At 73.6% G+C, this 20,626-nt stretch carries 24 protein-coding genes; 18 read left to right on the top strand and 6 right to left on the bottom strand.

Annotated features, from left to right (window positions below; translation table 11 throughout):
• The first annotated feature begins 118 nt into the window (after window positions 1–118).
• The 7 genes from H1D33_RS24560 (at window position 119) to H1D33_RS24530 (ending at window position 6,548) form a co-directional block, all read left to right on the top strand.
• Window positions 119–1,336 (top strand): LCP family protein, encoded by a 1,218-nt coding sequence (locus tag H1D33_RS24560; protein ID WP_181570917.1) that lies wholly within the window; start codon window positions 119–121, stop codon window positions 1,334–1,336.
• A 163-nt stretch (window positions 1,337–1,499) separates the two neighbouring features.
• Complete coding sequence (locus H1D33_RS24555) at window positions 1,500–2,438, top strand: LCP family protein (RefSeq protein WP_181570918.1); 939 nt, start codon at window positions 1,500–1,502, stop codon at window positions 2,436–2,438.
• A 26-nt stretch (window positions 2,439–2,464) separates the two neighbouring features.
• Entirely contained in the window at window positions 2,465–2,800 is a 336-nt protein-coding gene (locus H1D33_RS24550) for a rhodanese-like domain-containing protein (RefSeq protein ID WP_181570919.1), read from the top strand.
• A gap of 14 nt (window positions 2,801–2,814) precedes the next feature.
• Entirely contained in the window at window positions 2,815–3,594 is a 780-nt protein-coding gene (locus H1D33_RS24545; protein ID WP_181570920.1) for a glycerophosphodiester phosphodiesterase, read from the top strand.
• Window positions 3,595–3,670: 76 nt separating this feature from the next.
• The gene (locus H1D33_RS24540) at window positions 3,671–5,125 is read left to right on the top strand and encodes a sensor histidine kinase (RefSeq protein ID WP_181570921.1); all 1,455 of its coding nucleotides are present in this window, start codon (window positions 3,671–3,673) and stop codon (window positions 5,123–5,125) included.
• 63 nt (window positions 5,126–5,188) lie between these two features.
• Complete coding sequence (locus H1D33_RS24535; RefSeq protein ID WP_181572603.1) at window positions 5,189–5,605, top strand: ATP-binding protein; 417 nt, start codon at window positions 5,189–5,191, stop codon at window positions 5,603–5,605.
• Window positions 5,606–5,666: 61 nt separating this feature from the next.
• Entirely contained in the window at window positions 5,667–6,548 is an 882-nt protein-coding gene (locus tag H1D33_RS24530) for a DUF5926 family protein (protein WP_181570922.1), read from the top strand.
• 73 nt (window positions 6,549–6,621) lie between these two features.
• On the opposite strand, the gene H1D33_RS24525 is transcribed toward H1D33_RS24530, so the two are convergent.
• The gene (locus H1D33_RS24525; RefSeq protein WP_181570923.1) at window positions 6,622–7,836 is read right to left on the bottom strand and encodes an arginine deiminase; all 1,215 of its coding nucleotides are present in this window, start codon (window positions 7,834–7,836) and stop codon (window positions 6,622–6,624) included.
• Between the two features lie 162 nt (window positions 7,837–7,998).
• On the opposite strand from H1D33_RS24525, the gene H1D33_RS24520 reads away from it, so the two are divergent.
• From H1D33_RS24520 to pheA, 4 genes are all read left to right on the top strand, one after another.
• Window positions 7,999–8,733, top strand: a complete 735-nt coding sequence (locus H1D33_RS24520) for a hypothetical protein (RefSeq protein WP_181570924.1) — start codon at window positions 7,999–8,001, stop codon at window positions 8,731–8,733.
• A gap of 232 nt (window positions 8,734–8,965) precedes the next feature.
• Entirely contained in the window at window positions 8,966–9,421 is a 456-nt protein-coding gene (locus H1D33_RS24515; protein WP_181570925.1) for a hypothetical protein, read from the top strand.
• A 110-nt stretch (window positions 9,422–9,531) separates the two neighbouring features.
• Window positions 9,532–10,041 (top strand): hypothetical protein, encoded by a 510-nt coding sequence (locus H1D33_RS24510; RefSeq protein ID WP_246412144.1) that lies wholly within the window; start codon window positions 9,532–9,534, stop codon window positions 10,039–10,041.
• Window positions 10,042–10,051: 10 nt separating this feature from the next.
• Window positions 10,052–11,008 (top strand): prephenate dehydratase, encoded by a 957-nt coding sequence (pheA, locus tag H1D33_RS24505; protein WP_181570926.1) that lies wholly within the window; start codon window positions 10,052–10,054, stop codon window positions 11,006–11,008.
• A gap of 43 nt (window positions 11,009–11,051) precedes the next feature.
• On the opposite strand, the gene H1D33_RS24500 is transcribed toward pheA, so the two are convergent.
• From H1D33_RS24500 to H1D33_RS24490, 3 genes are all read right to left on the bottom strand, one after another.
• Window positions 11,052–11,774, bottom strand: a complete 723-nt coding sequence (locus tag H1D33_RS24500; protein WP_181570927.1) for an AIM24 family protein — start codon at window positions 11,772–11,774, stop codon at window positions 11,052–11,054.
• A 95-nt stretch (window positions 11,775–11,869) separates the two neighbouring features.
• Entirely contained in the window at window positions 11,870–12,214 is a 345-nt protein-coding gene (locus tag H1D33_RS24495) for a metallopeptidase family protein (RefSeq protein ID WP_175441320.1), read from the bottom strand.
• Between the two features lie 88 nt (window positions 12,215–12,302).
• Window positions 12,303–12,731, bottom strand: coding sequence for an OsmC family protein (locus tag H1D33_RS24490; RefSeq protein WP_181570928.1), 429 nt, complete (start codon window positions 12,729–12,731; stop codon window positions 12,303–12,305).
• 120 nt (window positions 12,732–12,851) lie between these two features.
• Here H1D33_RS24490 and H1D33_RS24485 point away from each other — a divergent pair, with 120 nt between their 5' ends.
• The 3 genes from H1D33_RS24485 to H1D33_RS24475 all read left to right on the top strand — a co-directional run bounded on the left by H1D33_RS24485 (window position 12,852) and on the right by H1D33_RS24475 (window position 15,412).
• Complete coding sequence (locus H1D33_RS24485) at window positions 12,852–13,598, top strand: hypothetical protein (RefSeq protein WP_181570929.1); 747 nt, start codon at window positions 12,852–12,854, stop codon at window positions 13,596–13,598.
• Window positions 13,599–13,778: 180 nt separating this feature from the next.
• Complete coding sequence (locus tag H1D33_RS24480; RefSeq protein ID WP_181570930.1) at window positions 13,779–14,600, top strand: HAD family hydrolase; 822 nt, start codon at window positions 13,779–13,781, stop codon at window positions 14,598–14,600.
• Window positions 14,600–15,412 (top strand): HAD family hydrolase, encoded by an 813-nt coding sequence (locus H1D33_RS24475; RefSeq protein ID WP_181570931.1) that lies wholly within the window; start codon window positions 14,600–14,602, stop codon window positions 15,410–15,412. The genes H1D33_RS24480 and H1D33_RS24475 overlap by 1 nt, the downstream gene beginning before the upstream one ends.
• Window positions 15,413–15,446: 34 nt before the next feature.
• On the opposite strand, the gene H1D33_RS24470 is transcribed toward H1D33_RS24475, so the two are convergent.
• A complete protein-coding gene (locus H1D33_RS24470) occupies window positions 15,447–16,037 on the bottom strand; it encodes a bacterial proteasome activator family protein (protein WP_246411900.1) in 591 nt (196 codons plus the stop codon).
• 57 nt (window positions 16,038–16,094) lie between these two features.
• Between H1D33_RS24470 and H1D33_RS24465 the strand changes: the two genes are divergently transcribed.
• Window positions 16,095–16,907 carry an alpha/beta hydrolase family protein gene (locus H1D33_RS24465; RefSeq protein WP_181570932.1) on the top strand — a complete coding sequence of 271 codons (813 nt, stop codon included), beginning with the start codon at window positions 16,095–16,097 and terminating at the stop codon, window positions 16,905–16,907.
• Window positions 16,908–16,956: 49 nt separating this feature from the next.
• The gene (locus H1D33_RS24460) at window positions 16,957–18,174 is read left to right on the top strand and encodes an ABC transporter substrate-binding protein (RefSeq protein ID WP_181570933.1); all 1,218 of its coding nucleotides are present in this window, start codon (window positions 16,957–16,959) and stop codon (window positions 18,172–18,174) included.
• Window positions 18,175–18,228: 54 nt separating this feature from the next.
• Here the strand turns inward: H1D33_RS24460 and ddaH are convergent, their stop codons facing one another.
• Entirely contained in the window at window positions 18,229–19,062 is an 834-nt protein-coding gene (ddaH, locus tag H1D33_RS24455) for a dimethylargininase (RefSeq protein WP_349255147.1), read from the bottom strand.
• Window positions 19,063–19,121: 59 nt separating this feature from the next.
• Here ddaH and H1D33_RS24450 point away from each other — a divergent pair, with 59 nt between their 5' ends.
• Complete coding sequence (locus tag H1D33_RS24450) at window positions 19,122–19,583, top strand: Lrp/AsnC family transcriptional regulator (protein WP_181570935.1); 462 nt, start codon at window positions 19,122–19,124, stop codon at window positions 19,581–19,583.
• A 58-nt stretch (window positions 19,584–19,641) separates the two neighbouring features.
• The gene (locus H1D33_RS24445; RefSeq protein WP_181570936.1) at window positions 19,642–20,598 is read left to right on the top strand and encodes a zinc-binding dehydrogenase; all 957 of its coding nucleotides are present in this window, start codon (window positions 19,642–19,644) and stop codon (window positions 20,596–20,598) included.
• The last annotated feature ends 28 nt before the right edge of the window (window positions 20,599–20,626 follow it).

The following is a 20,626-nucleotide window of genomic DNA, read 5'->3' as shown; positions in this document are numbered from 1 at the left end:
TCGGACACATCTCGGGAACATCGGCCGGGATTGACGGGATTACCCGTCTCAGGAGGTCGCGAGAACGGGAACAGGTACGTAGAGTGGTCCCGCCCCCGATCACCGAGCTGGAGCACGAATGTCGGTCCAGACCAGTCGTCGCCCGCACTCACCGGCACCCGGTTCGTCCGGGCGGGTTCCTCCGGTCATCCCCACACAGCCCGGCCCCGGTGGCCGTGGCCCCGGGGGCGGCGGGAAGAAGAAGCGCACCAAGCGCAAGGACCCGCTCTGGGCGAAGCTCACCCTGGTGTTCGGCGCCATGCTGATGGTGACCAGCGGCGTGGCGATCGTCGGCAGCAAAGCCGTGATCGGGCAGGCGACGAGCAACATCGCCCAGCGGAACCTGCTCGGCGACGCGGGCAAGACGGACGCCGAGGGTGGCGCCAGCCTCGAGGGCCCGATCGACATGCTGCTGCTCGGGGTGGACGCGCGGGCCCGCTGGGCCGCCGACGACGTCCGGTCGGACACGATCATCATCCTGCACATTCCGGCCAGCCACGACCAGGCCTACCTGATCTCGATCCCCCGGGATACCGAGGCGCACATCCCGCCGTCCGAGAAGGCCGGCTGGAAGGGCGGCACCGACAAGATCAACGCGGCCTTCCAGGTCGGCGCCCGCAACGGCGGCGGCTGGGAGGGCGGCGCCCAGATGATGGCCAAGACCATCAAGGGGATGACCGGCATCAGCTTCGACGGCGCCGCGATCATCAACTTCGGCGGCTTCAAGAACGTCATCGACGCGATCGGCACGGTGCGGATCTGCGTGACCGAAGAGGTCTCCTCGCTGCACATGTCGATGGTCGACGGCAAGCCGATGTGGAACGCGGACGCCAAGAAGACCGGCAAGGCCATGAAGCCCGTGACCTACAAGAAGGGCTGCCAGGAGATGGAGGGCTGGCAGGCGCTGGACTACTCCCGGCAGCGCAAGACCCTCCGCAACGGTGACTACGACCGGCAGCAGAACCAGCAGCAGCTCATCAAGGCGATGGCGAAGAAGGCGTCCCAGAACGGGACGCTGAGCAACCCGCTCAAGCTGAACGCGCTGATCAAGGCCGCCGGCAAGGCCTTCGTCCTGGACACCGGCGGCACCTCGATCGAGGACTTCATCTTCACCATGAAGGGCGTGACCGGCAACGACCTCGTCGCGCTGCGCACCAACGGCGGCACCTTCAACGGCAACGGGAACAACCGCGAAGCTCTCAACCAGCTCAGCATGGACATGTTCCAGGCGGTCAAGGACGACAAGCTCGCCGAGTTCGTCGTCAACAACCCGAGCGTGCTCTCCACCCGGAAATAGCGGAAGCCGGCACCGGCCGGCCGGTCCCCCCGTAGCCTGACGTGAGCGGGTCTCATGTCGACGCCACGGGGGGATCGTCACGTCCAGGCCAGCACGGAACCGACGCGGGCGCGGTCGACGGGCCCGCTGGCCCCGGTTCCTGCTCGGCGCCGGGCTCGCCCTGGTGCTGCTGGCCACGCTCGGTGTCGCCGGGCTGCACTGGATCACCCACCGGTACGACCGCACGGTGACCAAGGAGCAACTGCTCGACACGGGCGCCCGGAAGAAGCGGACGAACCTGGATCAGCCGCTCAACTACCTGCTGATCGGCTCCGACCACCGCCCCGGCGCGAACCCCGAGGACCAGCGCTCGGACACCATCCTCATCGTGCACGTGCCGGCCGGGATGCGGCAGGCGTACCTGATCTCCGTCCCGCGTGACCTGCTGGTGGCCATCCCGGCGGCGCCCGGCTTCCCCGGTGGTCAGGACAAGGTCAACGCCGCGTACGAGCACGGCGGCGGCGGATCCGGCGGTGCCCGGCTGCTCAGCGCCACGCTCACCCGGCTCACCGGGATCCGTTTCGACGGGGCCGCGCTCGTCGACTTCTCCGGCTTCACCCAGGTGATCGACCAGCTCGGCGGCATCCGGATGTGCGTCGACACGCCGGTCCGCTCGATCCACACGAAGACCCAGTTCGACACCGGCTGCCAGCAGATGGACGGGGCCCGGACGCTCGACTACGTGCGGCAGCGCTACGGCCTGCCGAACGGCGACTACGACCGGCAGCGGCACCAGCAGCAGATGCTGCGGGCGGTGCTGGACCGGGCCGGGGAGACGCACCTGCGCGGCGACCCGGTGAAGCTGGACCGGGTGCTGCGCGCGGTCGGCGGGGCGTTGACCGTCGACACCAACGGCGTACCCCTGGACGAACTGGTCTTCGCGCTGCGCGCGCTGCCGGCGGACGCCCTGCGCGGCGTGCGGCTGCCCTCCTACCCGCAGACCATCGACCAGGTCTCGTACGTGGTGCTGGACACCGGCGGCGACGACCTCTTCACCGCCCTGCGCGACGCCCGGGTGCCGGAGTGGGCCGGCGCCAATCCCCGCTGGGTCAACCGGCTGTGAGCCGGACGGGCGACTAGGCTTTCCCCGTGTTCGGAGCCCAACTTCCCAGCGTGCCCGCGTCGGCCGTGCCCGACGACGTCTACCTGCTCGACGTCCGGGAGGACGACGAGTGGGCCGCCGGCCACGCGCCGGCCGCCCATCACCTGCCGATGACCGAGCTGCCGGCTCGGCTCGCCGAGGTGCCCGACGACCGCGAGGTCGCGGTGATCTGCCGTTCCGGCGGGCGCTCCGGCCAGGTGGTCGGCTACCTGCTGCGCAACGGGTGGGACCAGGTGCGCAACGTCGAGGGCGGGATGGGCGACTGGGCCGCCGCCGGCCGGCCCGTGGTCACCGACGACGGGCAGCCGGGTCGGGTCGTCTGAGGCACCTCCCGGCCATGACCGATCCCCTGGTCTTCGCCCACCGCGGCTCGTCGTACGACCTGCCGGAGCACACCCTCGCCGCCTACCTGCGCGCCCTGGACGAGGGCGCGGACGGGCTGGAGTGCGACGTCCGGCTGACCCGCGACGGGCACCTGGTGTGCGTGCACGACCGCCGGCTGGACCGCACCAGCAACGGTCACGGCCTGGTCAGCGCGCGGACGCTCGCCGAGCTGGAGGCACTCGACTTCGGCTCCTGGCACCCGGTCGCCGGGGCGTCGCGGCTCGACGAGTCGCACACCCGGCTGCTCACGCTGGAACGGCTGCTCGACGCGGTGCTGGCCGCCGGGCGGCCGGTCCGGCTGCTGATCGAGACGAAGCACCCGTCGCGCTACCGGGGCGACGTCGAGCGCCGGCTGGTCGACCTGCTGCGCCGGTACGGCCTCGCCGCGCCCGGTCCGGACGACCCGGTCCGGGTGACCGTGATGTCCTTCTCGCCGCTGGCCGTACGCCGGATCCACGAACTCGCGCCGACGCTGCCCACGGTGCTGCTGCTGGAGGTGCTGCCGCGCTGGCTGAAGCTGGGCCGGCTGCCGTTCGGCTGCCGGATCGCCGGCCCCGGCGTGGACCTGGTCCGGGCCCGCCCACGGCTGGTGCCCGCGCTGCGGGCCGCCGGTCACGCGGTCTACGTCTGGACGGTGAACGAACCCGCGGACATGGAACTCGTGCTGGCCGCTGGGGTGGACGGGGTCATCACGGACCGACCCGCCCGCATGTTGAGCCGGTTGGGCCGGTGAGTCCGGTCGATCCGCCGGGTGGGCGGTCGACCGGCCGGGGGTGTCACCGGGGCGGACGGCGCGGCACACTCGGGACATGCCGGAGCGAACCGACTACCCCACCCTCATCGCCGGCCACACCAGCGTGATCAAAATGATCAACTCGGGCGAGTCCGGCCTCTCCGTGCTCAACCGCCTGCTCCGCGAGGTCGAACCGGCGGTCGGCGCGGCCGGCCTGGTCTTCGTCGAGTTCACCCCGGCCGGCGGGCGGGTGATCGCGGCGACCGGCAGCGCCGAGTTCGTGATCGGCCGGCCGCTGCCCGCCACCGACCCGGCGACCGTCTGCCTGCTGGCCGGCCCGACGGTGCGGGAGGTCCGGGTCGACGCGATCCCGGGCGCGCTCGCCGACGAGGTCGCCGGCCGGGGGCTGCGCCGGATGATCGTGGCGCGCGCCGAGATCGCCGGGCTCACCGTCGGCAGCCTGCACGCCCTCTATCCGACCGGTGAGCCGCTGGACGCCTCGCAGCGCGCCGTCGTCGGGTACGTGGCCGCCTGCATCGCGCACATGTACGGCGACCAGACCGGCCTGCCGGTGCACGGCGACGGCCCGGTCGTGGCGGCGCTCGCCGACGGCCTGGCGGTGGTGGACCGCGACCAGCGGGTCCGGCTCTGGAACCCGGCCGCCGCCCAGGTGACCGGCCGGACGACCGACGAGGCGCTGAGCCGCCCGCTGCCGTTCCCGCTGCCCCCGCCCGGGCAGGTGCTCGACCACCGGCTGCCGGACGGTCGCTGGCTGCGGATCACCTCCGGCGAGCTGCCCGGCCCGACCGCGCTGCGGGTGGTGACCTTCCGCGACATCACCGACCAGCAGCGCCGCGACCACGACCGGGACCTCTTCGTCGCGGTGACCAGCCACGAGCTGCGCACCCCGGTCACCGTCATCAAGGGGTACGCGGACACCCTCACCGACCACTGGGAGTCGCTGAGCGACGGCGACCGGCGACAGGCCGCCCGGATCATCGGGCAGCGCGCCAACGAGCTGGCCCGGCTGGTCGACCGGCTGCTCACCGCCGCCACCGAGAGCCGGCCCGGCGGGGAGCCGGCCGCCCCGTTCGACCTGGTCGACGCGCTGCGCGCGGCCGTGGTCGACCTGCCCGCCGACCTCCGGCACCGGATCGTGCTCGACCTGCCGGCCGACCTGCCCAAGGCGCTCGGCGACCGGCACAGCCTGGCCACCGTGCTGACCGAGCTGGGCACCAACGCCGGGAAATACTCGCTGCCGGACACGCCGATCGAGGTCGGCGCCGACGCGAACGAGCGCACCGTCTCGTTCCGGGTCGCCGACCGGGGCATCGGCATCCGGCCGGAGCACGTGGAACGGGCCTTCGACCGGTTCTGGCAGGGCGAGTCCGGCGACCGCCGGCGCTATCCCGGCGCCGGGTTGGGTCTCTATCTCGTCCGGCAGATCGTTGAACAGCAGAACGGGTGGGTATCCCTCCGACCGAGGACCGGCGGGGGTACGGTCGCGGAGGTGCGGCTGCCCCGGGGGTGAACCGGGTGTCCACGAAGGTGGAGGGACGACGTGTCGACGCGACGGGCCGAACGGTCGTGGTGCGTGGTGGTGCCCCACCACGCGACCGGCGCGCGCCTGGCGCGGCACCGGCTCGCCGACGAGCTGACCGGCGTCGTACCCCCGGCTCTGCTCGCCGACCTGGTGGCGGTCCTCGCCGAGCTGGTCGGCAACGCGGTCCGGCACGCCGAGGCGCTGCCCGGCGGCGTGGTCCGGGTGGCCTGGCGGCTCCGCGCCGGCGACCGGGGGCCGACCGTCCAGCTCCGGGTCACCGACGGCGGCGCCGGCGCCGGCCCGCGGATGCGGGTCGCCTCCCCGGACGCGGTCGACGGGCGCGGGCTGCACATCGTCGCCGGGCTCTCCAGCCGGTGGGGCGTCGAGCGGGACGGCCTGGGCCAGAGCGTCTGGGCGGAGTTCGACCCGGCCCCGTCGCACCGGCCGGACCTGGTCGCGGCCGGCTGACCCGGGCGGGCAGGCGGGTCCTGCCCCCGGCGGCCCCGCCGGGCCTCTAGGCTGTCTCGCCGTGAGCAAGCGTCGAAAGAACCAGCGGGCCGAAGCCACCCCGAAGCGGGAGAAGGTGCGTGACGTCTTCGTGCCCCGACCGTTCGAGGGCCTGGCCGACGAGCCGGAGTGGATCGCCCTGCGCGAGCTGGTGCCGGCCGCGTCCGCGCCGCTGCGGCTGACCCCGGAGCTGGTCGAGGAGTACGGCGACCGGCCGGTCGTCCTGGCCACCGTCCTGCCGATGGCCGCTCCGGCGGTCGCCCAGCCGGACGGGCGGGTCCTGATCGGCCTGCAGCGGCACCAGCAGTCCGGCGACGTCTCCCGGGACCTGGCCGACGCGTTGCTCTGCGCGCTGCGTACCGAGCCGGGCAAGCAGGTGAGCGTGCCGCCGTTGCCCGGCCCCGGCCCCCGCCTCCAGGACATCCTGGTGGACGGTCCGCTGGAGATCACCATGCACGACGGGTTCGAGTTCTGGCTCGAACCGGGCGCCGCCGACGACCCGACCGTGCAGGCGTCCCTGGAACGCGCCAACGCGGCGATCTACCCGACGGTGAAGTTGGACGCGGCGCGGGCGGCGTACTGGTGCCAGGTGCCGGAGAAGGCCCACGTGCGGTGGGTGCTGCCGGACGACGAGGACGCCGCGCTGGACGCCCTGTCCCGGCTGGGCGCGGCCGGGGAGCTGACCCTGGGCGAGGGCACGAAGTTCGCCGGCATGTTCCGGGCGCACGGCCGCCTGACGCCGGTCTGGGACCTGCCGGAGGACACGCCGGCCGCCGAGTGGGAGGGCCCGGTCGCCGAGTTCGCCAAGCGTTACGCCGAGGCGCTGGGTGAGCGGGAGCCGCTGGACGCGGCCGGCCGGCGCGCCCGCCAGGGCCTGCTCGGCCGCCAGCTCACCCTCCGCTGACCGCCTTCGTGTTAGGCGGGGGCCCTTCTTAACGCACGAGTGTTAAAAAGGGCCCCCGCCTCTACCGAAAGCGTTAAGCGGGGCCCCCGCCTTTCTCCCGGACCAGGGGGCAGGACATGCAGCGGGGGCCGCCACGGCCGGAGCCCAGCTCGGAGCCGGCGATGGCGATCACCTCGATGCCGGCCCGCTCCAACTGCGCGTTGGTCTCCACGTTGCGTTCGTAGCCCACGCAGAGACGCGGGGCGAGGGCCAGCGTGTTGTTGCCGTCGTCCCACTGCTCGCGTTCGGCGGTGACCGGGTCCAGGCCGGTGTCGATCACCCGGAGCTGGTCGAGGTCCATCGCGTCGGCGGCGGCCCGCAGGAACGGCGCCGGGCCGTCGACCCGCGGCTCGCCGTCCGCGCCGGCCACGACGGTGTACGCGGACAGCTCGCTGGCGATGTTCGGGTACATCAGCACGGCGTCCACGTCGACCATGGTGCAGACCGTGTCCAGGTGCATGGTGGCGCGTTCCTGGGCGATCGGCACCACCAGGATGGTGTGCGCCAGCCCGGCGGCGAAGACCTGCCGGGCCAGCCGCTCGGCGCCGGCCGGGGTGGTGCGTTCCCCGACGCCGACGGCGAGCACGCCCGGCGCGAGCAGCAGCACGTCGCCGCCCTCCAGGTGCTCCAGCCCGGGGTGGTAGACGAACTCGGTGCCGACGAAGCGCGGGTGGTAGCGGTAGATCGCGTCGGTCAGCGTGGTCTCCCGCCGCCGGGCCGGCATGGCCAGGCTGGTCACGCCGACCCGGTCGCCGATCCACACCGACGAGTCGCGGGTGAAGAGAAGATTGGGTAACGGGTCGATGACGAAGTCGTGCCGGTCCATCAGCGTCCAGACCAGGCCGCCCGGCCGCTCCGCGCCGATCCGCAGCTCCTCGTGCGCGAGCCCGGCCGTGAACACGTCGGCCAGGGCGGCCGGATCGAGGTACGCCAGGTGGTCGGCGACCCGGGCGCGCAGCGTGTCGCCGAGCCGGGGCGAACGCAGCACCTGTTCGGTCAGCTCGCTGCGGGCGTCCGGCACGGCGAGCGTCTCGGCCAGCAGGTCGGCCAGGTAGAGCACCTCCACGCCGCGCGAACGCAGCGCGGCCGCGAACGCGTCGTGCTCCTCCTGCGCCCGTCCCACCCATGGGATAGCGTCGAAGAGGAGGGAGTCGTTGTTGCGTGGGGTGAGGCGGGCGAGTTCCGGCCCCGGGCGGTGCAGCAGCACCGTGCCGAGTCGGGCCACTTCGCTGTCCACGTAGTGCGTCACCCTCGCAGCCTAGGGCAGGCTTCCGCACCATCCGGAAAAGAAGTGTGAATGAATATGGCATTCATCCACACTCATTCCGGCGGTCCAACTTGCTTAGACCCCGGGTGTGCAACGTAGGGTAGTGGAGACATAACTTCGAGAGACCTTTTGCCGGAGGTCGCGATGACTGTCTTTCCCGCTCGTCGAGCCGTACCGAGCCGGGCACTGCCGCCCCGTGCGGTGCCGCCCCGGGTCGAGGCCACGTCGGTGCTCGAACCGGCCCGGCCCACTCCGCTGGAGTGGGCCCGCCGCCGTCGGGCCGAGCGGGGTGCCCGCCGGCTGGAGGCCGCCGGGGCCCGCGCCCTGGGGCAGCTCGACCACCTCGGTCCCGCCTGGCACGTCATCGAGTGGCCCCGGACGGACCCAGCCGACGCGCTGTTCGACCACGGCGACGAAGACCGGGCCGGGTTCCTCGCGATCGGGCCGAGCGGGCTCTTCGCGGTCACCATCGCCGACCACGGCCGGGCCCGGGTGCTCGTCGCGGGCGACGTCGTGCAGATCAACGGCAAGCGCCCGCCCTATGTGGCCGAGGCGCGCCGCGACGCGAAGCGGGCCAGCAAGGCCCTCTCCGACGCGGTCGGGCTGCCGATCCCGGTGACGCCGGTGCTGACCTTCGTCGGCTCCGGCGTCATCAGCGTCTACGGGCTGCCCAAGGACTGCCTCATGGCCACCCACCGGGAGCTGGACCGCCTGCTCGTGGCCGCCGGCAACCGGATCACCCCGGCCACCGCCGAGAAGCTGTCCCGGGTCGCCCAGGCGCCCTCGACGTGGCTGAACGGCACGTACCGTCCATCTGCCGACTACCGGTGGTATGACGAGGGCCGAACGGCCGCTGACAAGCGGGCCGCCCGGCGGTAACGTCTCCGACGACGCCACGCGGTCCGCGGCACCGCCCCCGACCGGTTCGTCGGTCCGCGTCGTCGCTGGCCGCCCGACCCCCGGGGCTACCGCCGCACCGACGCATGTCCCCCGGTCACCGAGCCGCTCGGCCCCTCGGGCGGCGACGGAGACCGGGAAGCGCAGCGCGGCCGGAAGGTCGCCGTGCCGACCGGCTAGCGTGGACGGACCGTCGGTGTACATAGGAGGCGCGGTGGCCCACGTCGAGCTCTCACTCTCGGAAGTGTTCCCGTCCCCGACGACGACACCCACCGAGCAGGAGTCCGACAACTTCGCCCAGTGGTCCGGGACGGTCTCCCGGGCCGCCGAGCCGTGCCTGTTGATCGACGCCGACACCACGGTGGTGGCCATCTCCTCGTCCGGCTGCGACCTGCTCTGCCTCGGCGCCCCGGATGACGTGATCGGCCTGCCGCTGCTGGAGGGTGGGCTGCGCCTGGTCGACTTCACCGCCAGCCCGAGCGAGCTGACCGAGCAGGAAACCGACAAGATCCCCCCGCTGCTGGCGCTCCTCTCCGGCCGGCTCGCCCGCGGGCTGCTGCGGGTCCAGGGGCCGGGCGCCGACGCCGGGACCACCGTGGACGCGATCTCCACCCCGGTGCTCAGCGGCTCCGCGGTGGCCGGCTCGCTCACGTTCTTCTCCGTGCTCTGACCCCGCCGGGCATCGGGTCGAGCACCGGGCTTCACCCCGGCGGGTGAGCCTCCTACGATGGGCTCGGCCCCCGGGCCGTGACGACGCCCGTCGATGTCGAGGACTGCATCGTGCCCCGCACCCCGCCCCTGACGGCGACGCTGCTCGCGCTGCTCGCGCTCACCGCCTGCGGCCGGCCGCCCGAGCTGCGCGAACCGCCCGCCACGACCGGCGCCCCGCGCCCCTCGGCGTCGGCCACGCCCTCGAACGCGACCCCGACCGCACCGGCCACGGCCACCCCGAGCGCGCCCGCCGCGCCGACCGCGCCGGCACCCGACCCGGCCGCCACGCCCTGCCGGGGCACCCCGTCCGGGGACCGGATCGTCGCGCTGCTGCGGGGCTCCGCCGGCGTGCTCCCGCGGAACGTGCGCGTCACGGTGCGGACCGGGCCGCTCTGCGCCGAGGGCTGGCACTACACGGTGCTGGCGGTCGCCGGGCACGAGGAACTCCAGGCGGTCACCCGGGGCCGCGGCAAGCTCACCCTGGTGACCGCCGGGACGGACGTCTGCGGCGTCGAGGTGCGGGCCACCGCGCCACCGGGCATCCGCACCCTGGCCTGCGACGGCGTCCCGGGTGCGTAGGCTGGTCGCCATGCCGGGAACACCGCCCACCCGCTTCGTCTACCTCGGACCCGAGGGCACCTTCGCCGAACAGGCGCTGCGCACCGTGCCCGCGGCCGAACACGGCGACCGCACGCCGGCCCGCAGCGTCGGCGAGGCGCTCGACGCGGTACGGGCCGGGGAGGCCGACGCCGCGCTGGTGCCGCTGGAGAACTCCATCGGCGGCGCGGTCGGGGTGACCCTGGACGAACTGGCCGAGGGCGACCCGCTGGTGATCACGCGGGAGGTGGTCCTGCCGGTGGAGTTCGTGCTCGCCGGCCGGTCCGGCGTCACGCCGGGCGCGGTGCGCAGCGTGGCGGCCCACCCGCAGGCATCCACCCAGTGCCGCGGCTGGCTCCGCGACCACCTGCCCGACGCCACCGTGGTCGACGTGCTCTCCAACGGCGCCGCCGCGGCCGGCGCGGCGAGCGGCGAGTACGACGCCGCCGTCTGCGCCCCGATCGGCGCCACCCGGCACCGGCTGACCGTCTTCGCGGACAAGATCGCCGACCATCCCGACGCGGTGACCCGCTTCGCGCTGGTGTCCCGCCCCGGGCCGCCTCCGCCGTCGACCGGCGACGACCTCACCTCGCTGGCGGTCTACATCGCGCACGACCGGGTGGGCGCGTTGCTGTCCGTGCTCATGGAGCTGGCCGTGCGCGGGGTCAACCTGACCCGGATCGAGTCCCGCCCGACCGGCGAGGCGCTCGGGCGTTACGTGTTCTTCCTGGACTGCACTGGCCACGTCGCCGACGTACGCCTCGGCGAGGCGCTGCGCGGACTGCGCCGGGTCTGCGCCGACGTGCGCTTCCTCGGGTCGTACCCCCGGCACCGCTGGAGCACGGCGGCGGGTGACCGGCCGACGCCCGCGCCGGCCGGCCTCTCCGACGCCGACTGGGCCGACGCGGCGGCCTGGCTGGCCCGGCTGCGCGCCGGCGAGCTGAGCTGACCGGGTCGGGTGCGCCCCCCAGCGGCGCACCCGACCCGGACGGTCACTGGAGCAGGCCGCCGAGCAGGCCGCCCTGCTGCTGCTGAGCGCCGCTGCCGGCCACCGGCGGCTCCTCGGAGGGCTGGACCACGACGAAGCCCTGGCCGGCGAAGCTCATCGTGAACGCCTCACCGGTGCTGCGCCCGAGCAGCGTGCCGAGGCCGAGCTGCTCGGCCCGGTGGTAGCCGGTCTGCAGGTTGGCCGACCAGCAGACCGCCGCCTGCGGGTCGACGTAGGTCGGCGCGTCCACGTTCAGCACCACCGGGGTGCCCTTGGTGGTGACCGCGATCCGGCCGTGCCCGGTGAAGACGCAGTTGAACAGGCCGGCGGAGGACGCCATGCCCATGCCGCTGACCATCTTGATGTCGTACTGGAGGCTGGCGTCGAACGCCAGCACGCTGGAGCCGTTGATGGACAGGGCGTCGCCGGGCTCCAGGTCGATGACGTGCACGTCCTTGGCGGCCTCGGCGAGGAATACGTCGCCGCGCCCGGAGAGCTTCATCAGCGGTACGCCCTCGCCGGTGAGCCGCTGCTTGATGAACTTGCCGATGCCGCCCGAGCCGAGGGCCTGGAACTGCACCTGGCCCTGGTAGGCGACCATCGACCCGACGCGGGCCATCGCCTCGCCGTTCAGCTCGATCTTCAGCATCTTGGAGTTCTGCAGCCGCATGCCCGGCTGCTGGGACTCCTTCTCGAGATTCGCCGCGGAGAACAGCTCGCTGCGCATGGGTTCTTCCTCCTGCATCGGGATGTGCCTGCACCGGAGGTTAGGGGACGCGCGCAAGCGCGGGGATCGGCCGAGCGGAGGCGGGCCGGGACCGGTCAGCCCCAGCCGAGCGCGTGCAGGCGCTCGTCGTCGATGCCGAAGTGGTGGGCGATCTCGTGCACCACGGTCACCGCGACCTCGTCGACGACGTCGTCGTCGGTGTCGCAGATCGCCAGGATCGGGTTCCGGTAGATCAGGATGCGGTCGGGCAGCACGCCGGCGTAGTCCCAGCCGCGCGTGGTGAGCGCGTGCCCCTCGTAGAGCCCGAGCAGGTTCTCGCCGGGCGGCGGGTCGTCCTCCACCAGGATGACCACGTTGCTCATCAGCCCGAGCAGCTCCTCGGGCACCTCGTCGAGGGCCTCGCCGACCAGTTCCTCGAACCGGTCCCGGCTCATCTCCACGGCCACGCCGCCCGGTCACTCCCTCACGATCGGCACGCGGCACGGCGGGGACGCCCGCGCAGGGCGCCCCCGCCGCGTCGCCGTGTGGTCAGGCCAGGCGGGCGGTCAGCGTGATCTGCGCGCCCGGGGAGAGCAGCCGCGAGATCGGGCAGTTCTCCTTGGCCGCCTCGGCCAGCTTGGTGAACCCGGCCTCGTCCAGGCCCGGGGCCTGGCCGACGGTCTCCAGGTCGATGCGGGTCACGGTCATGCCCGCGTCGGTCTTGTCGAAGTGCACCTTGGCGGTCGTCTCCACCGAGGTGCCGGTGGCGCCCGAGTCGGCGAGCTGCTTGGAGAGGGCCATCGAGAAGCAGCTCGCGTGCGCGGCGCCGATCAGCTCCTCGGGGTTCGTGCCCTCACCCTCCTCGAAGCGCGACTTGAAGGAGTAGTTGCCGGACAGGCCGCCCTTGCCGGTGCGGACGGTGCCCGACCCCTCGGCGAGGTCGCCCTGCCAACGAGCGGAAGCGGTACGGATAGGCATGGCACCGACGCTAACCGAAAGCGGGCCGCCCCGCACCGCCCGCCCGGATCGCGCCACCGGTGACCGGGTGCCGGTTGTGCCATGATTCGACGCAGGCCCGCCGACGCCGAAGGGTGGCCGATGTCGCAGGATCTCCCGATTCCCAGGCAGGACAACCGCTCCGACGGCACCACCGTGGTCGAGTGGGGCGACACCGACGCCGAGGCGACCTCGTCCGGCCGGGTGGGCCGGTCTCTGGCCGGCCTGGGGCGCGACCACCGCCTGCCGCCGGTGCTGGCCGGGCTCGGCGCGGTCGCCGTGCTCGCCTCGCTGATCGGCGAGTGGTTGGTGATCACGGTGCCGAACGAGGGTGAGGACGGCAACACCACGTTCCGGCTGCCCAGCGGCGTCGCGGAGGTCGGCGGCTTCGGCGCGGCGTACCTCGTGGGTCTGCTCGGCCTGTCGGTCGCGGTGGCGCTGGCCCTGCGCGGCGCCCCGGCGGTGCGGCAGCATGCCCGGATCGCCGGGCTGGGCCTCGCGGCGACCCTGTCGGGGGTGCTGGTCGCGGCCGCCGCCTCCCTCCAACAGCTCGCCCGGCGCGTGCTGTTCTTCCCGACCGAGCAGCGCCTCCAGGTGGAGCACGGCCGGGGCCTGGTCACCGCGTTCCTCGCGGTCGCGCTGCTGGCGGCCGCGCTGCACCTGAGCGGGCGGGTCGGGGACCGGGTCACCGACCGGGCGGAGACCCCGGCGGCGGACGACGACGGGACGCCCGGGGACCGGCGGGCCCGGCGGTGGGGCCGGGGCCGGGACGACGACGCGCCGCCGGCGCCGGCCGACCTGACGGTGGAACCGACCCGACCGTTCGCCGGCCCCGAACGCCCCCGCTGAGCGGGCCGGCCCGCGCCCGCCCGCCGGCCACCTGATCGCCGCCGGGCATTCGCGACCGATTCGCCGGAATGCCGTGGTCGCCCCCGGTCCCGCGAGATACGGTTGCCTGCCCACCGTCCGGTGGCCGCGGCATCGAGGACCTGGTCGGCCGGCGTGACGGTGGCGGGCGAAGGAGGAACCATGACCCGCCCGGGCCTGCCCAAGCTGATCGCCACCGACCTCGACGGCACGCTCGTCCGCAGCGACGACACCGTCTCCGCGTACACCCACGGGGTGCTGGACCGGGTGCGGGCGGCCGGCATCCCGGTCGTCGGCGCGACCGGGCGCGGGCCGCGACTGGCCGAGCTGAGCCGCAACGACATCCGCGCCGCCGACTTCCTGGTGATGGCCGGCGGCGGCTGGGTGGTCGACCAGAGCGACCCGGCCGGCCCGCTGGTGCTGCGCGACGAACGCCTCCGCGGCGAGGTGCTCGCCCGCCTCCTCGCCGACCTGGAGGCCGCCGTCGGCCCGCTCACCGTGATGGTGGAGGCGTCCGGCGAGCACGACGCGCCGCTCTGGGGCGACTACCACCCGAGCTGGCCCTACCCGGACCGCTTCGAGGCGCGCAGCCGGGCCGAGTGCCTCTCCTGCGACGTGGTCAAGGCGTTCGCCCGGACCGAGGACCACCACGTCGACGAGCTGCTCGCGGCGGCCCGCCGGATCGTGTCGCCGGAGGTGGCCACGCTCACCCAGGCCGGCCTCGGCTTCGTCGAGATCTGCCCGCCGGGGGTCGACAAGGCGACCGGGCTGAGCGTGGTCGCCGAGCGGCTGGGGGTGGACCCGGCGGACGTGCTGGTCTTCGGCGACCAACCCAACGACCTGCCGATGTTCGGCTGGGCGGGCTGGTCCCGGGTGGCGGTGGCGAACGCCCACCCGGAGGTCCGCACCGCCGCCGACGAGATCACCCTGCGCAACGACGACGACGGCGTCGCGGTCTACCTGGACCGACTACTCTCCCGGTGATGGGAGAGCCACCTCGACTCGTCGCGACCGACATCGACGGCACGTTGCTGTCGGACGACCGGGCGCTCAGCGCGCGTACCGCCGGGGTGCTGGCCCGGATCACCGCCGGGGGCACCCCGGTCGTGCTGGTCACCGGCCGTCCGATCCGCTGGCTCCAACTCGTGTACGACCAGCTCGACGCGCCGCTGCCGGCGATCTGTGCCAACGGCGCGGTGGTGTACGACCCGGTGGCCGACGAGGTGCTGCGCGCCGACCCGCTCGCCCCGGAGCTGCTGGCCGAGGTGGCCCGCCGGCTGCGCGCCGAGGTGCCCGGGGTGAGCTTCGCGGTGGAGATCGTGGACAGCCGGCAGATGCGGCACGAGGCGCACTACCCGCTGCGCTGGGACGCCGACGCGGAGGCGATCCGGGCCGTCGAGTCGCCGGAGGAGTTGCTCGCCGCACCGGCGGTGAAACTGCTGGTCCGCGCCGGGGAGCAGGACCCGGACGTGTTCGTGCGGGTGGTGGCCGGCGCACTCGAGGGGCTGGCCGAGGCGACCCACTCGTCGTACAGCGGGTTGATCGAGATCTCGGCCGCCGGTGTGACGAAGGCGGCCGGCCTGGCCTGGTTCGCGGCCCGACTGGGCGTCGACGAGCGGGACGTGCTGGCCTTCGGTGACATGCCGAACGACGTGCCGATGCTGACCTGGGCGGGCCGGGCGGTGGCGGTGGCGAACGCCCACCCGGCGGTGCGGGAGATCGCGGACGAGGTCACCGGCGCGAACACCGAGGACGGCGTCGCCGCCTACCTGGAGAAGGTCTTCGGGCTGGACTGACCGGCCGGGGCGCGTCGCGCCCCGGCCGGCACGCTCACAGGTACTGGCCGGGGGCGTGGCCCTCGCCGCCGCCGGGCATCCCCGGCATGCCCGGGACCATCCCGGCCGGGCCGCTGGGCAGCGCCTGGCGGCCGGAGCGCATCTGCTCCAACTGGACGCGGGCGGCCATCTGCTGGGCGACCAGCGCGGCCTGGATGCCGTGGAACAACCCCTCCAGCCAGCCGACCAACTGGGCGTGCGCGATGCGCAGCTCGCCCTCGCTGGGCGCCTGCTGCTCGGTGAACGGCAGCGAGATCCGCTCCAGCTCCTCGCGCAGCTCGGGGGCGAGGCCCTCCTTCAGCTCGACGATCGAGCGTTCGTGGATCTCGCGCATCCGGTGCCGGCTGGCGTCGTCCAGCGGGGCGGACTTCACCTCCTCCAGCAACTGCTTGATCATGCTGCCGATCCGCATCACCTTGGCCGGCTGTTCGACCAGGCGGGTCGGGTCCTCACCCTTGCCCTCCTCGGTCTGCACCGTGCCGACCGGTCGGCCGTCCGGCCCGACCACCACCACGGTGCCCGGGATGCCGTCGTCGCTCTGTTCGCCGTCGTGTCCGCCGGAGTGTGCTTCGGTCATGGCACCCATCTTTACCCACGCCGGCCGGGCGCACGCGCCCAGGACCGGGCAGGCTACCGTCCCCGCATGCCCCCCGACCCCCGTGACGTGCTGACCCGGCCGGCCCCGCCGCCGGACGCCACCGTCGCCTACGGCGACCACCCGGACCAGTGCGCCGACCTGCGCCGCCCGGCCGGCGACGGGCCCGCCCGGCCGCTGGTCGTGGTGGTGCACGGCGGATTCTGGCGGGCGGAGTACGACCGCACCCACACCGGCCCGATGGCGGCGGCGCTGGCCGCGCTCGGGCATCCGGTGGCGCAGCTCGAATACCGCCGGACCGGCTGGCCGGGCACGCTCACCGACGTGCTCGCCGGGGTCGCCGCGCTGCCCGCGCTGGGCGCCGCCGCGCTGCCCGGCCGGGTGGCGCCCACCCCGCCGGTGCTGGTCGGTCACTCGGCCGGCGGGCACCTGGCGCTGTACGCCGCCGCGCACGCCCCGCACACCGTCGGCGGCGTGCTCGCGCTCGCGCCGGTGGCGGACCTCGCCGAGGCGCACCGGCTGGACCTGGACGGCGGGGCGGTGGCGGCGCTGCTCGGCGGCGGCCCGGCCGACGTGCCGGACCGGTACGCCGTTGCGGATCCATCGTCGTTGGTACCCGTTCCGGTACGCACCGTAGTCGTGCACGGTGCCCGTGACCAGCAGGTTCCGGTGTCGACCAGCCGCTCCTGGGTGGCCGCCGACCGGGCCGCCGGAGGCGACGCCACGCTGGTTGAGCTGCCGGAATGCGAGCACTTCGGGTTGATCGCGCCGGATTCGGCCGCCTGGCCCCGGGTTGTCGAGGCGTTGCGGTCCTTTCACGATGATCTTCCGGGCATTGACGCAGCGTCGCCGACCAGGTAGAACGCCGAAGGGGTGTGCACCATGGCCACCCCGGCGGGAAGGAAGTTCGGTGGCACAGATGAACCGCAGGCGGGCCCTGCAACTGCTGGCCGCGCTCGGCACCACCGGACTCGTGGCCGGCTGCGGCTCCGGGGACGACGCGGACGAGGCGCCGTCCGGCAGCCCGATCAAGATCGGTTTGATCGCGCCCGGCAGCGGCCCGAACAAAGCCATCGGTGACGAGATCACCAACGGCTTCCAGCTCTTCCTCAGCACCCACGGCCAGCAGCTCGGCGGGCACCCGGTGACGGTGGTGCCGGCCGAGGAGGGCGACAGCGCGGCCACCGGCAAGGCCGCCGTCGACCGGCTGCTCAAGGAGGGCGTGCTCGCGCTCACCGGCGTGGTCAGCCCGACCGTCATGACCGGCATCCGGGACTCCGTGGAGCAGGCCCGGGTGCCGCTGATCGGGTCCAACGCCTCGCCCGCCACGCTCCAGGGCGTCGTCTACATCTGGCGCACCTCGTACGTGCTGGACGAGCCGGGCTTCGCGCTCGGCGAATACCTGCGCCAGAACCTGGACCCGTCCAGCCGGATCGCCATCTTCGGCGCCCAGGGGCAGGGCAGCCAGGACGTCGTCGCCGGCCTGCGGCGCGGCTACGAGCAGGGCCGCCGGCTCACCGAGGACCCGATCTACACGCCCGACTACCCCAACCCGGGCAAGAGCGCCTACGCCGGTCCGATCCGCAAGGCGCTGGCCCGCAAGCCGGACGCGGTCTTTTGCCACTACACCGGCGCGCAGGCGGTGCAGTTCGTCAAGCAGCTCTACGACGAGGGCTACCGGGGCCCGATCTACGCGCCCGGGTTCCTCACCGAGGGCACCGTGCTCGAACAGCTCGACGACGGCGAGAAGGGCCGCGACCGGAGGCTGATCGAGCAGAACGGCATCGAGACCGCGCTGAACTACTCGGCCGACCTCAACAACACCCCGAACCGGGTCTTCGCCTCGGCGTACCGCAAGACGTTCAACACCTCGCCGACCACCTACGCGATGGCCTCGTACGACGCCGCGCAGGTGCTGGACAAGGCGATCCGGCTGGTCGGCGGCGAGCCGACCCCGTCACAGGTCAACCTGGCGCTCGGCAAGATCGGCCAGGTCGACAGCCCGCGCGGCTCCTGGCAGTTCAACCAGCCGCGTACCCCGCAGCAGAAGTGGTACCTGCGCAAGGTGCAGCTCGACGGCCGGATGCTCTCCAACGTGGTGATCAACGAGCTGGCCACGCTCGGCTGACGCGACGAGGGGCGGCCTCCCCGCCGGGAGACCGCCCCTCGGACGTGTCGAGCGTCAGCGCCGCAGCTCGGCGATGCAGCACTTCACGCTGCCGCCGCCCTTCTTCAGCTCGGCCAACTCCACCGGCACCGGGTGGTAGCCGGCCGCCTTCAGGGTGCCGGCCAGCCGGGTGGCCTCGCTGTTCAGCACCACGTTGAGGCCGTCGCTGACCAGGTTGAGACCGAAGGTCAGGGCGTCCTCGTCGTCCGCCACCACCGCGTCCGGGAAGAGCTGGTGCAGCACCCGCTGGCTGGCCGCGGAGAACGCCCCCGGGTAGTAGACGACGTTCCCGTCGTCGATCGAGGCGAGCGCCACGTCCAGGTGGTAGAAGCGGGGGTCGACCAGGCGCAGCGAGACCACCGGCCGGCCGAGCGCCTCCTGCGCCTCCCCGTGCGCGGCCAGCTCGGTGCGGAAGCCGTGGCCGGCCAGGATCAGCCCGCCGTGCGCGTCCGGCAGGTACGCGAAGTCGCCCTCACCCTCGTTCGTCTCGCTCGGCGCGATGAAGTGCCAGCCCTGCTCCTCGTAGAACGCCCGGTGCGCGGCGGCCTCGCCGGTCCGCTGCTCGTGCTTGAACCGGGCGCCGTAGACCGTGCCGTCGACCACGAAGGCGCCGTTGGCCGCGAAGACCATGTCCGGCAGGCCCGCCTCGGGGGTGAGCGTGTGCACCTCGTGGCCGAGCCCGAGCAGCGTCTCGCGCAGCCCGTCCCACTGCTTGACCGCCAGGTCGACGTCGACCGCCGTGGTCACGTCCATCCACGGGTTGATCGCGTACTCGACGGCGAAGTGCTCGGGCGAGCACATGAGATATGTCCGCTTTCGCGGGACTCGCTGCTGGTTCACGGTCACCAAGAGTAGGTACGGTAGAACTTTGGTAACAGCCACAACCATTGCTTCCCAGAGGCGGAACGTTGCAGATAGACGCGGTCGACCAGCGAATCATTGCGTTGCTCGTGGCGGACGCTCGCGCCTCCTACGCGGACATCGGCACCCGGGTGTCACTCTCCGCCCCCGCGGTCAAGCGCCGGGTGGACCGGCTGCGCGCGGCCGGGGTGATCCGCGGCTTCACCGCGGTCGTCGACCCGGCCGCCGTCGGCTGGACCACCGAGGCGTTCGTGGAGCTGTTCTGCGCCGGCCGGACCACCCCCGCGCAGATCGGCGTCGCCGCCCGCCGGCACCCCGAGGTGGTCGGCGCGTACACCGTCTCCGGCGAGGCCGACGCGCTGGTACACCTGCGCGCCGCCGACATCGCCCACCTGGAGGAGGCGCTGGAACGGCTGCGCGCCGAACCGTTCGTCACCTCGTCCCGCAGCACCATCGTGCTGTCCCGACTGGTCGAGTCCCCCGGCGTCGGGCCGTCCACGACGGCTTGACCTGAACCCGGCTTCACGTCGTTGACTCGGCAGCGGCGAGGAAATCCGGGGAGGCGTGATGCGTGCGGTGTGGCTGCGGGAGTTCGGCGGACCGGAGGTGCTGGTCCCGGGGGCGGCGCCCGACCCGGAACCCGGGCCGGGCCAAATCCTCGTGGCGGTGGCACACGCCAACATCACGTTCGTCGAGACGATGTTCCGGGCCACCGGCTTCGGCCCGTTCACCGGCGACCCGCCGCTGATCCCCGGCAACGGCGTCGGCGGAACGATCGCGGCGGTCGGCCCCGGCGTCGACCCGGCCCTGGTCGGCCGGCTCGTCGTCACCGCCACCGGCGGCACCGGCGGCTACGCCGAGCGCGTCGTCGTCGACCGGGACGCGCCGGTCCCCGTACCCCAGGGGTTGCCGCTCGATCAGGCGGTGGCGGTGATGGCCGACGGCCGGACCGCGCTGATGCTCGCCCGGGCGGCGGACCCGCGGCCCGGCGACCGGGTCCTGGTGGAGGCCGCGGCCGGCGGCGTCGGCACCCTGCTGACGCAGCTCGTCGCGCGGGCCGGCGCCACCGTGGTGGCCGCCGCCGGCGGCCCCGCCAAGGTCGCCGTGCTCCGCGCCGCGACGCTCGACGTGGTGGTCGACTACCGGGAGCCCGACTGGACCGATCGGGTCCGGGCCGCCGTCGGCGCCGTCGACGTGGTCTTCGACGGCGTCGGCGGCACGATCGCCCGGGAGGCGTTCGACCTGCTCGACCCCGGCGGCCGGATGCTCAGCTTCGGGTTGGCCGGCGGCACCTGGGCGGACGTGCCGGCGGACCTCGCCGCCGCCCGTCGGGTGACCCTGCTGCGGCCCCACCCCCGGCCGGACGAGCTGCGCGCGCTGACCGAGGAGGCCCTCGCCCTGGCCGCGGCCGGACGGCTCCGACCACTGATCGCCCAGCGCTTCCCGCTGGAACGGGCCGCCGACGCGCACGCCGCCATGGCGGCCCGCGCCACCGTCGGCAAGACCCTGCTCGACGTGGCCTAGGCGGTGTCTTCAAAGGATCTTGGTGTCG

The sequence above is a fragment of the Micromonospora ferruginea genome (assembly GCF_013694245.2).
Lineage (GTDB): Bacteria > Actinomycetota > Actinomycetes > Mycobacteriales > Micromonosporaceae > Micromonospora > Micromonospora robiginosa.
Note: the sequence above shows the minus strand (reverse complement) of the source record. Positions and strands in the feature narration are given on the sequence as shown.

What these genes read in the sequence shown, in the direction of transcription:
- H1D33_RS24475 (WP_181570931.1), top strand. Translation starts at nt 14,600, where the DNA reads ATGGGAGAGCCACCTCGACTCGTCGCGACCGACATCGACGGCACGTTG.
- H1D33_RS24500 (WP_181570927.1), bottom strand. Translation starts at nt 11,774, where the DNA reads ATGCGCAGCGAGCTGTTCTCCGCGGCGAATCTCGAGAAGGAGTCCCAG.
- H1D33_RS24540 (WP_181570921.1), top strand. Translation starts at nt 3,671, where the DNA reads ATGCCGGAGCGAACCGACTACCCCACCCTCATCGCCGGCCACACCAGC.
- H1D33_RS24490 (WP_181570928.1), bottom strand. Translation starts at nt 12,731, where the DNA reads ATGCCTATCCGTACCGCTTCCGCTCGTTGGCAGGGCGACCTCGCCGAG.
- H1D33_RS24560 (WP_181570917.1), top strand. Translation starts at nt 119, where the DNA reads ATGTCGGTCCAGACCAGTCGTCGCCCGCACTCACCGGCACCCGGTTCG.
- H1D33_RS24470 (WP_246411900.1), bottom strand. Translation starts at nt 16,037, where the DNA reads ATGGGTGCCATGACCGAAGCACACTCCGGCGGACACGACGGCGAACAG.
- H1D33_RS24480 (WP_181570930.1), top strand. Translation starts at nt 13,779, where the DNA reads ATGACCCGCCCGGGCCTGCCCAAGCTGATCGCCACCGACCTCGACGGC.
- H1D33_RS24545 (WP_181570920.1), top strand. Translation starts at nt 2,815, where the DNA reads ATGACCGATCCCCTGGTCTTCGCCCACCGCGGCTCGTCGTACGACCTG.
- pheA (WP_181570926.1), top strand. Translation starts at nt 10,052, where the DNA reads ATGCCGGGAACACCGCCCACCCGCTTCGTCTACCTCGGACCCGAGGGC.
- H1D33_RS24465 (WP_181570932.1), top strand. Translation starts at nt 16,095, where the DNA reads ATGCCCCCCGACCCCCGTGACGTGCTGACCCGGCCGGCCCCGCCGCCG.
- H1D33_RS24520 (WP_181570924.1), top strand. Translation starts at nt 7,999, where the DNA reads ATGACTGTCTTTCCCGCTCGTCGAGCCGTACCGAGCCGGGCACTGCCG.
- H1D33_RS24445 (WP_181570936.1), top strand. Translation starts at nt 19,642, where the DNA reads ATGCGTGCGGTGTGGCTGCGGGAGTTCGGCGGACCGGAGGTGCTGGTC.
- H1D33_RS24485 (WP_181570929.1), top strand. Translation starts at nt 12,852, where the DNA reads ATGTCGCAGGATCTCCCGATTCCCAGGCAGGACAACCGCTCCGACGGC.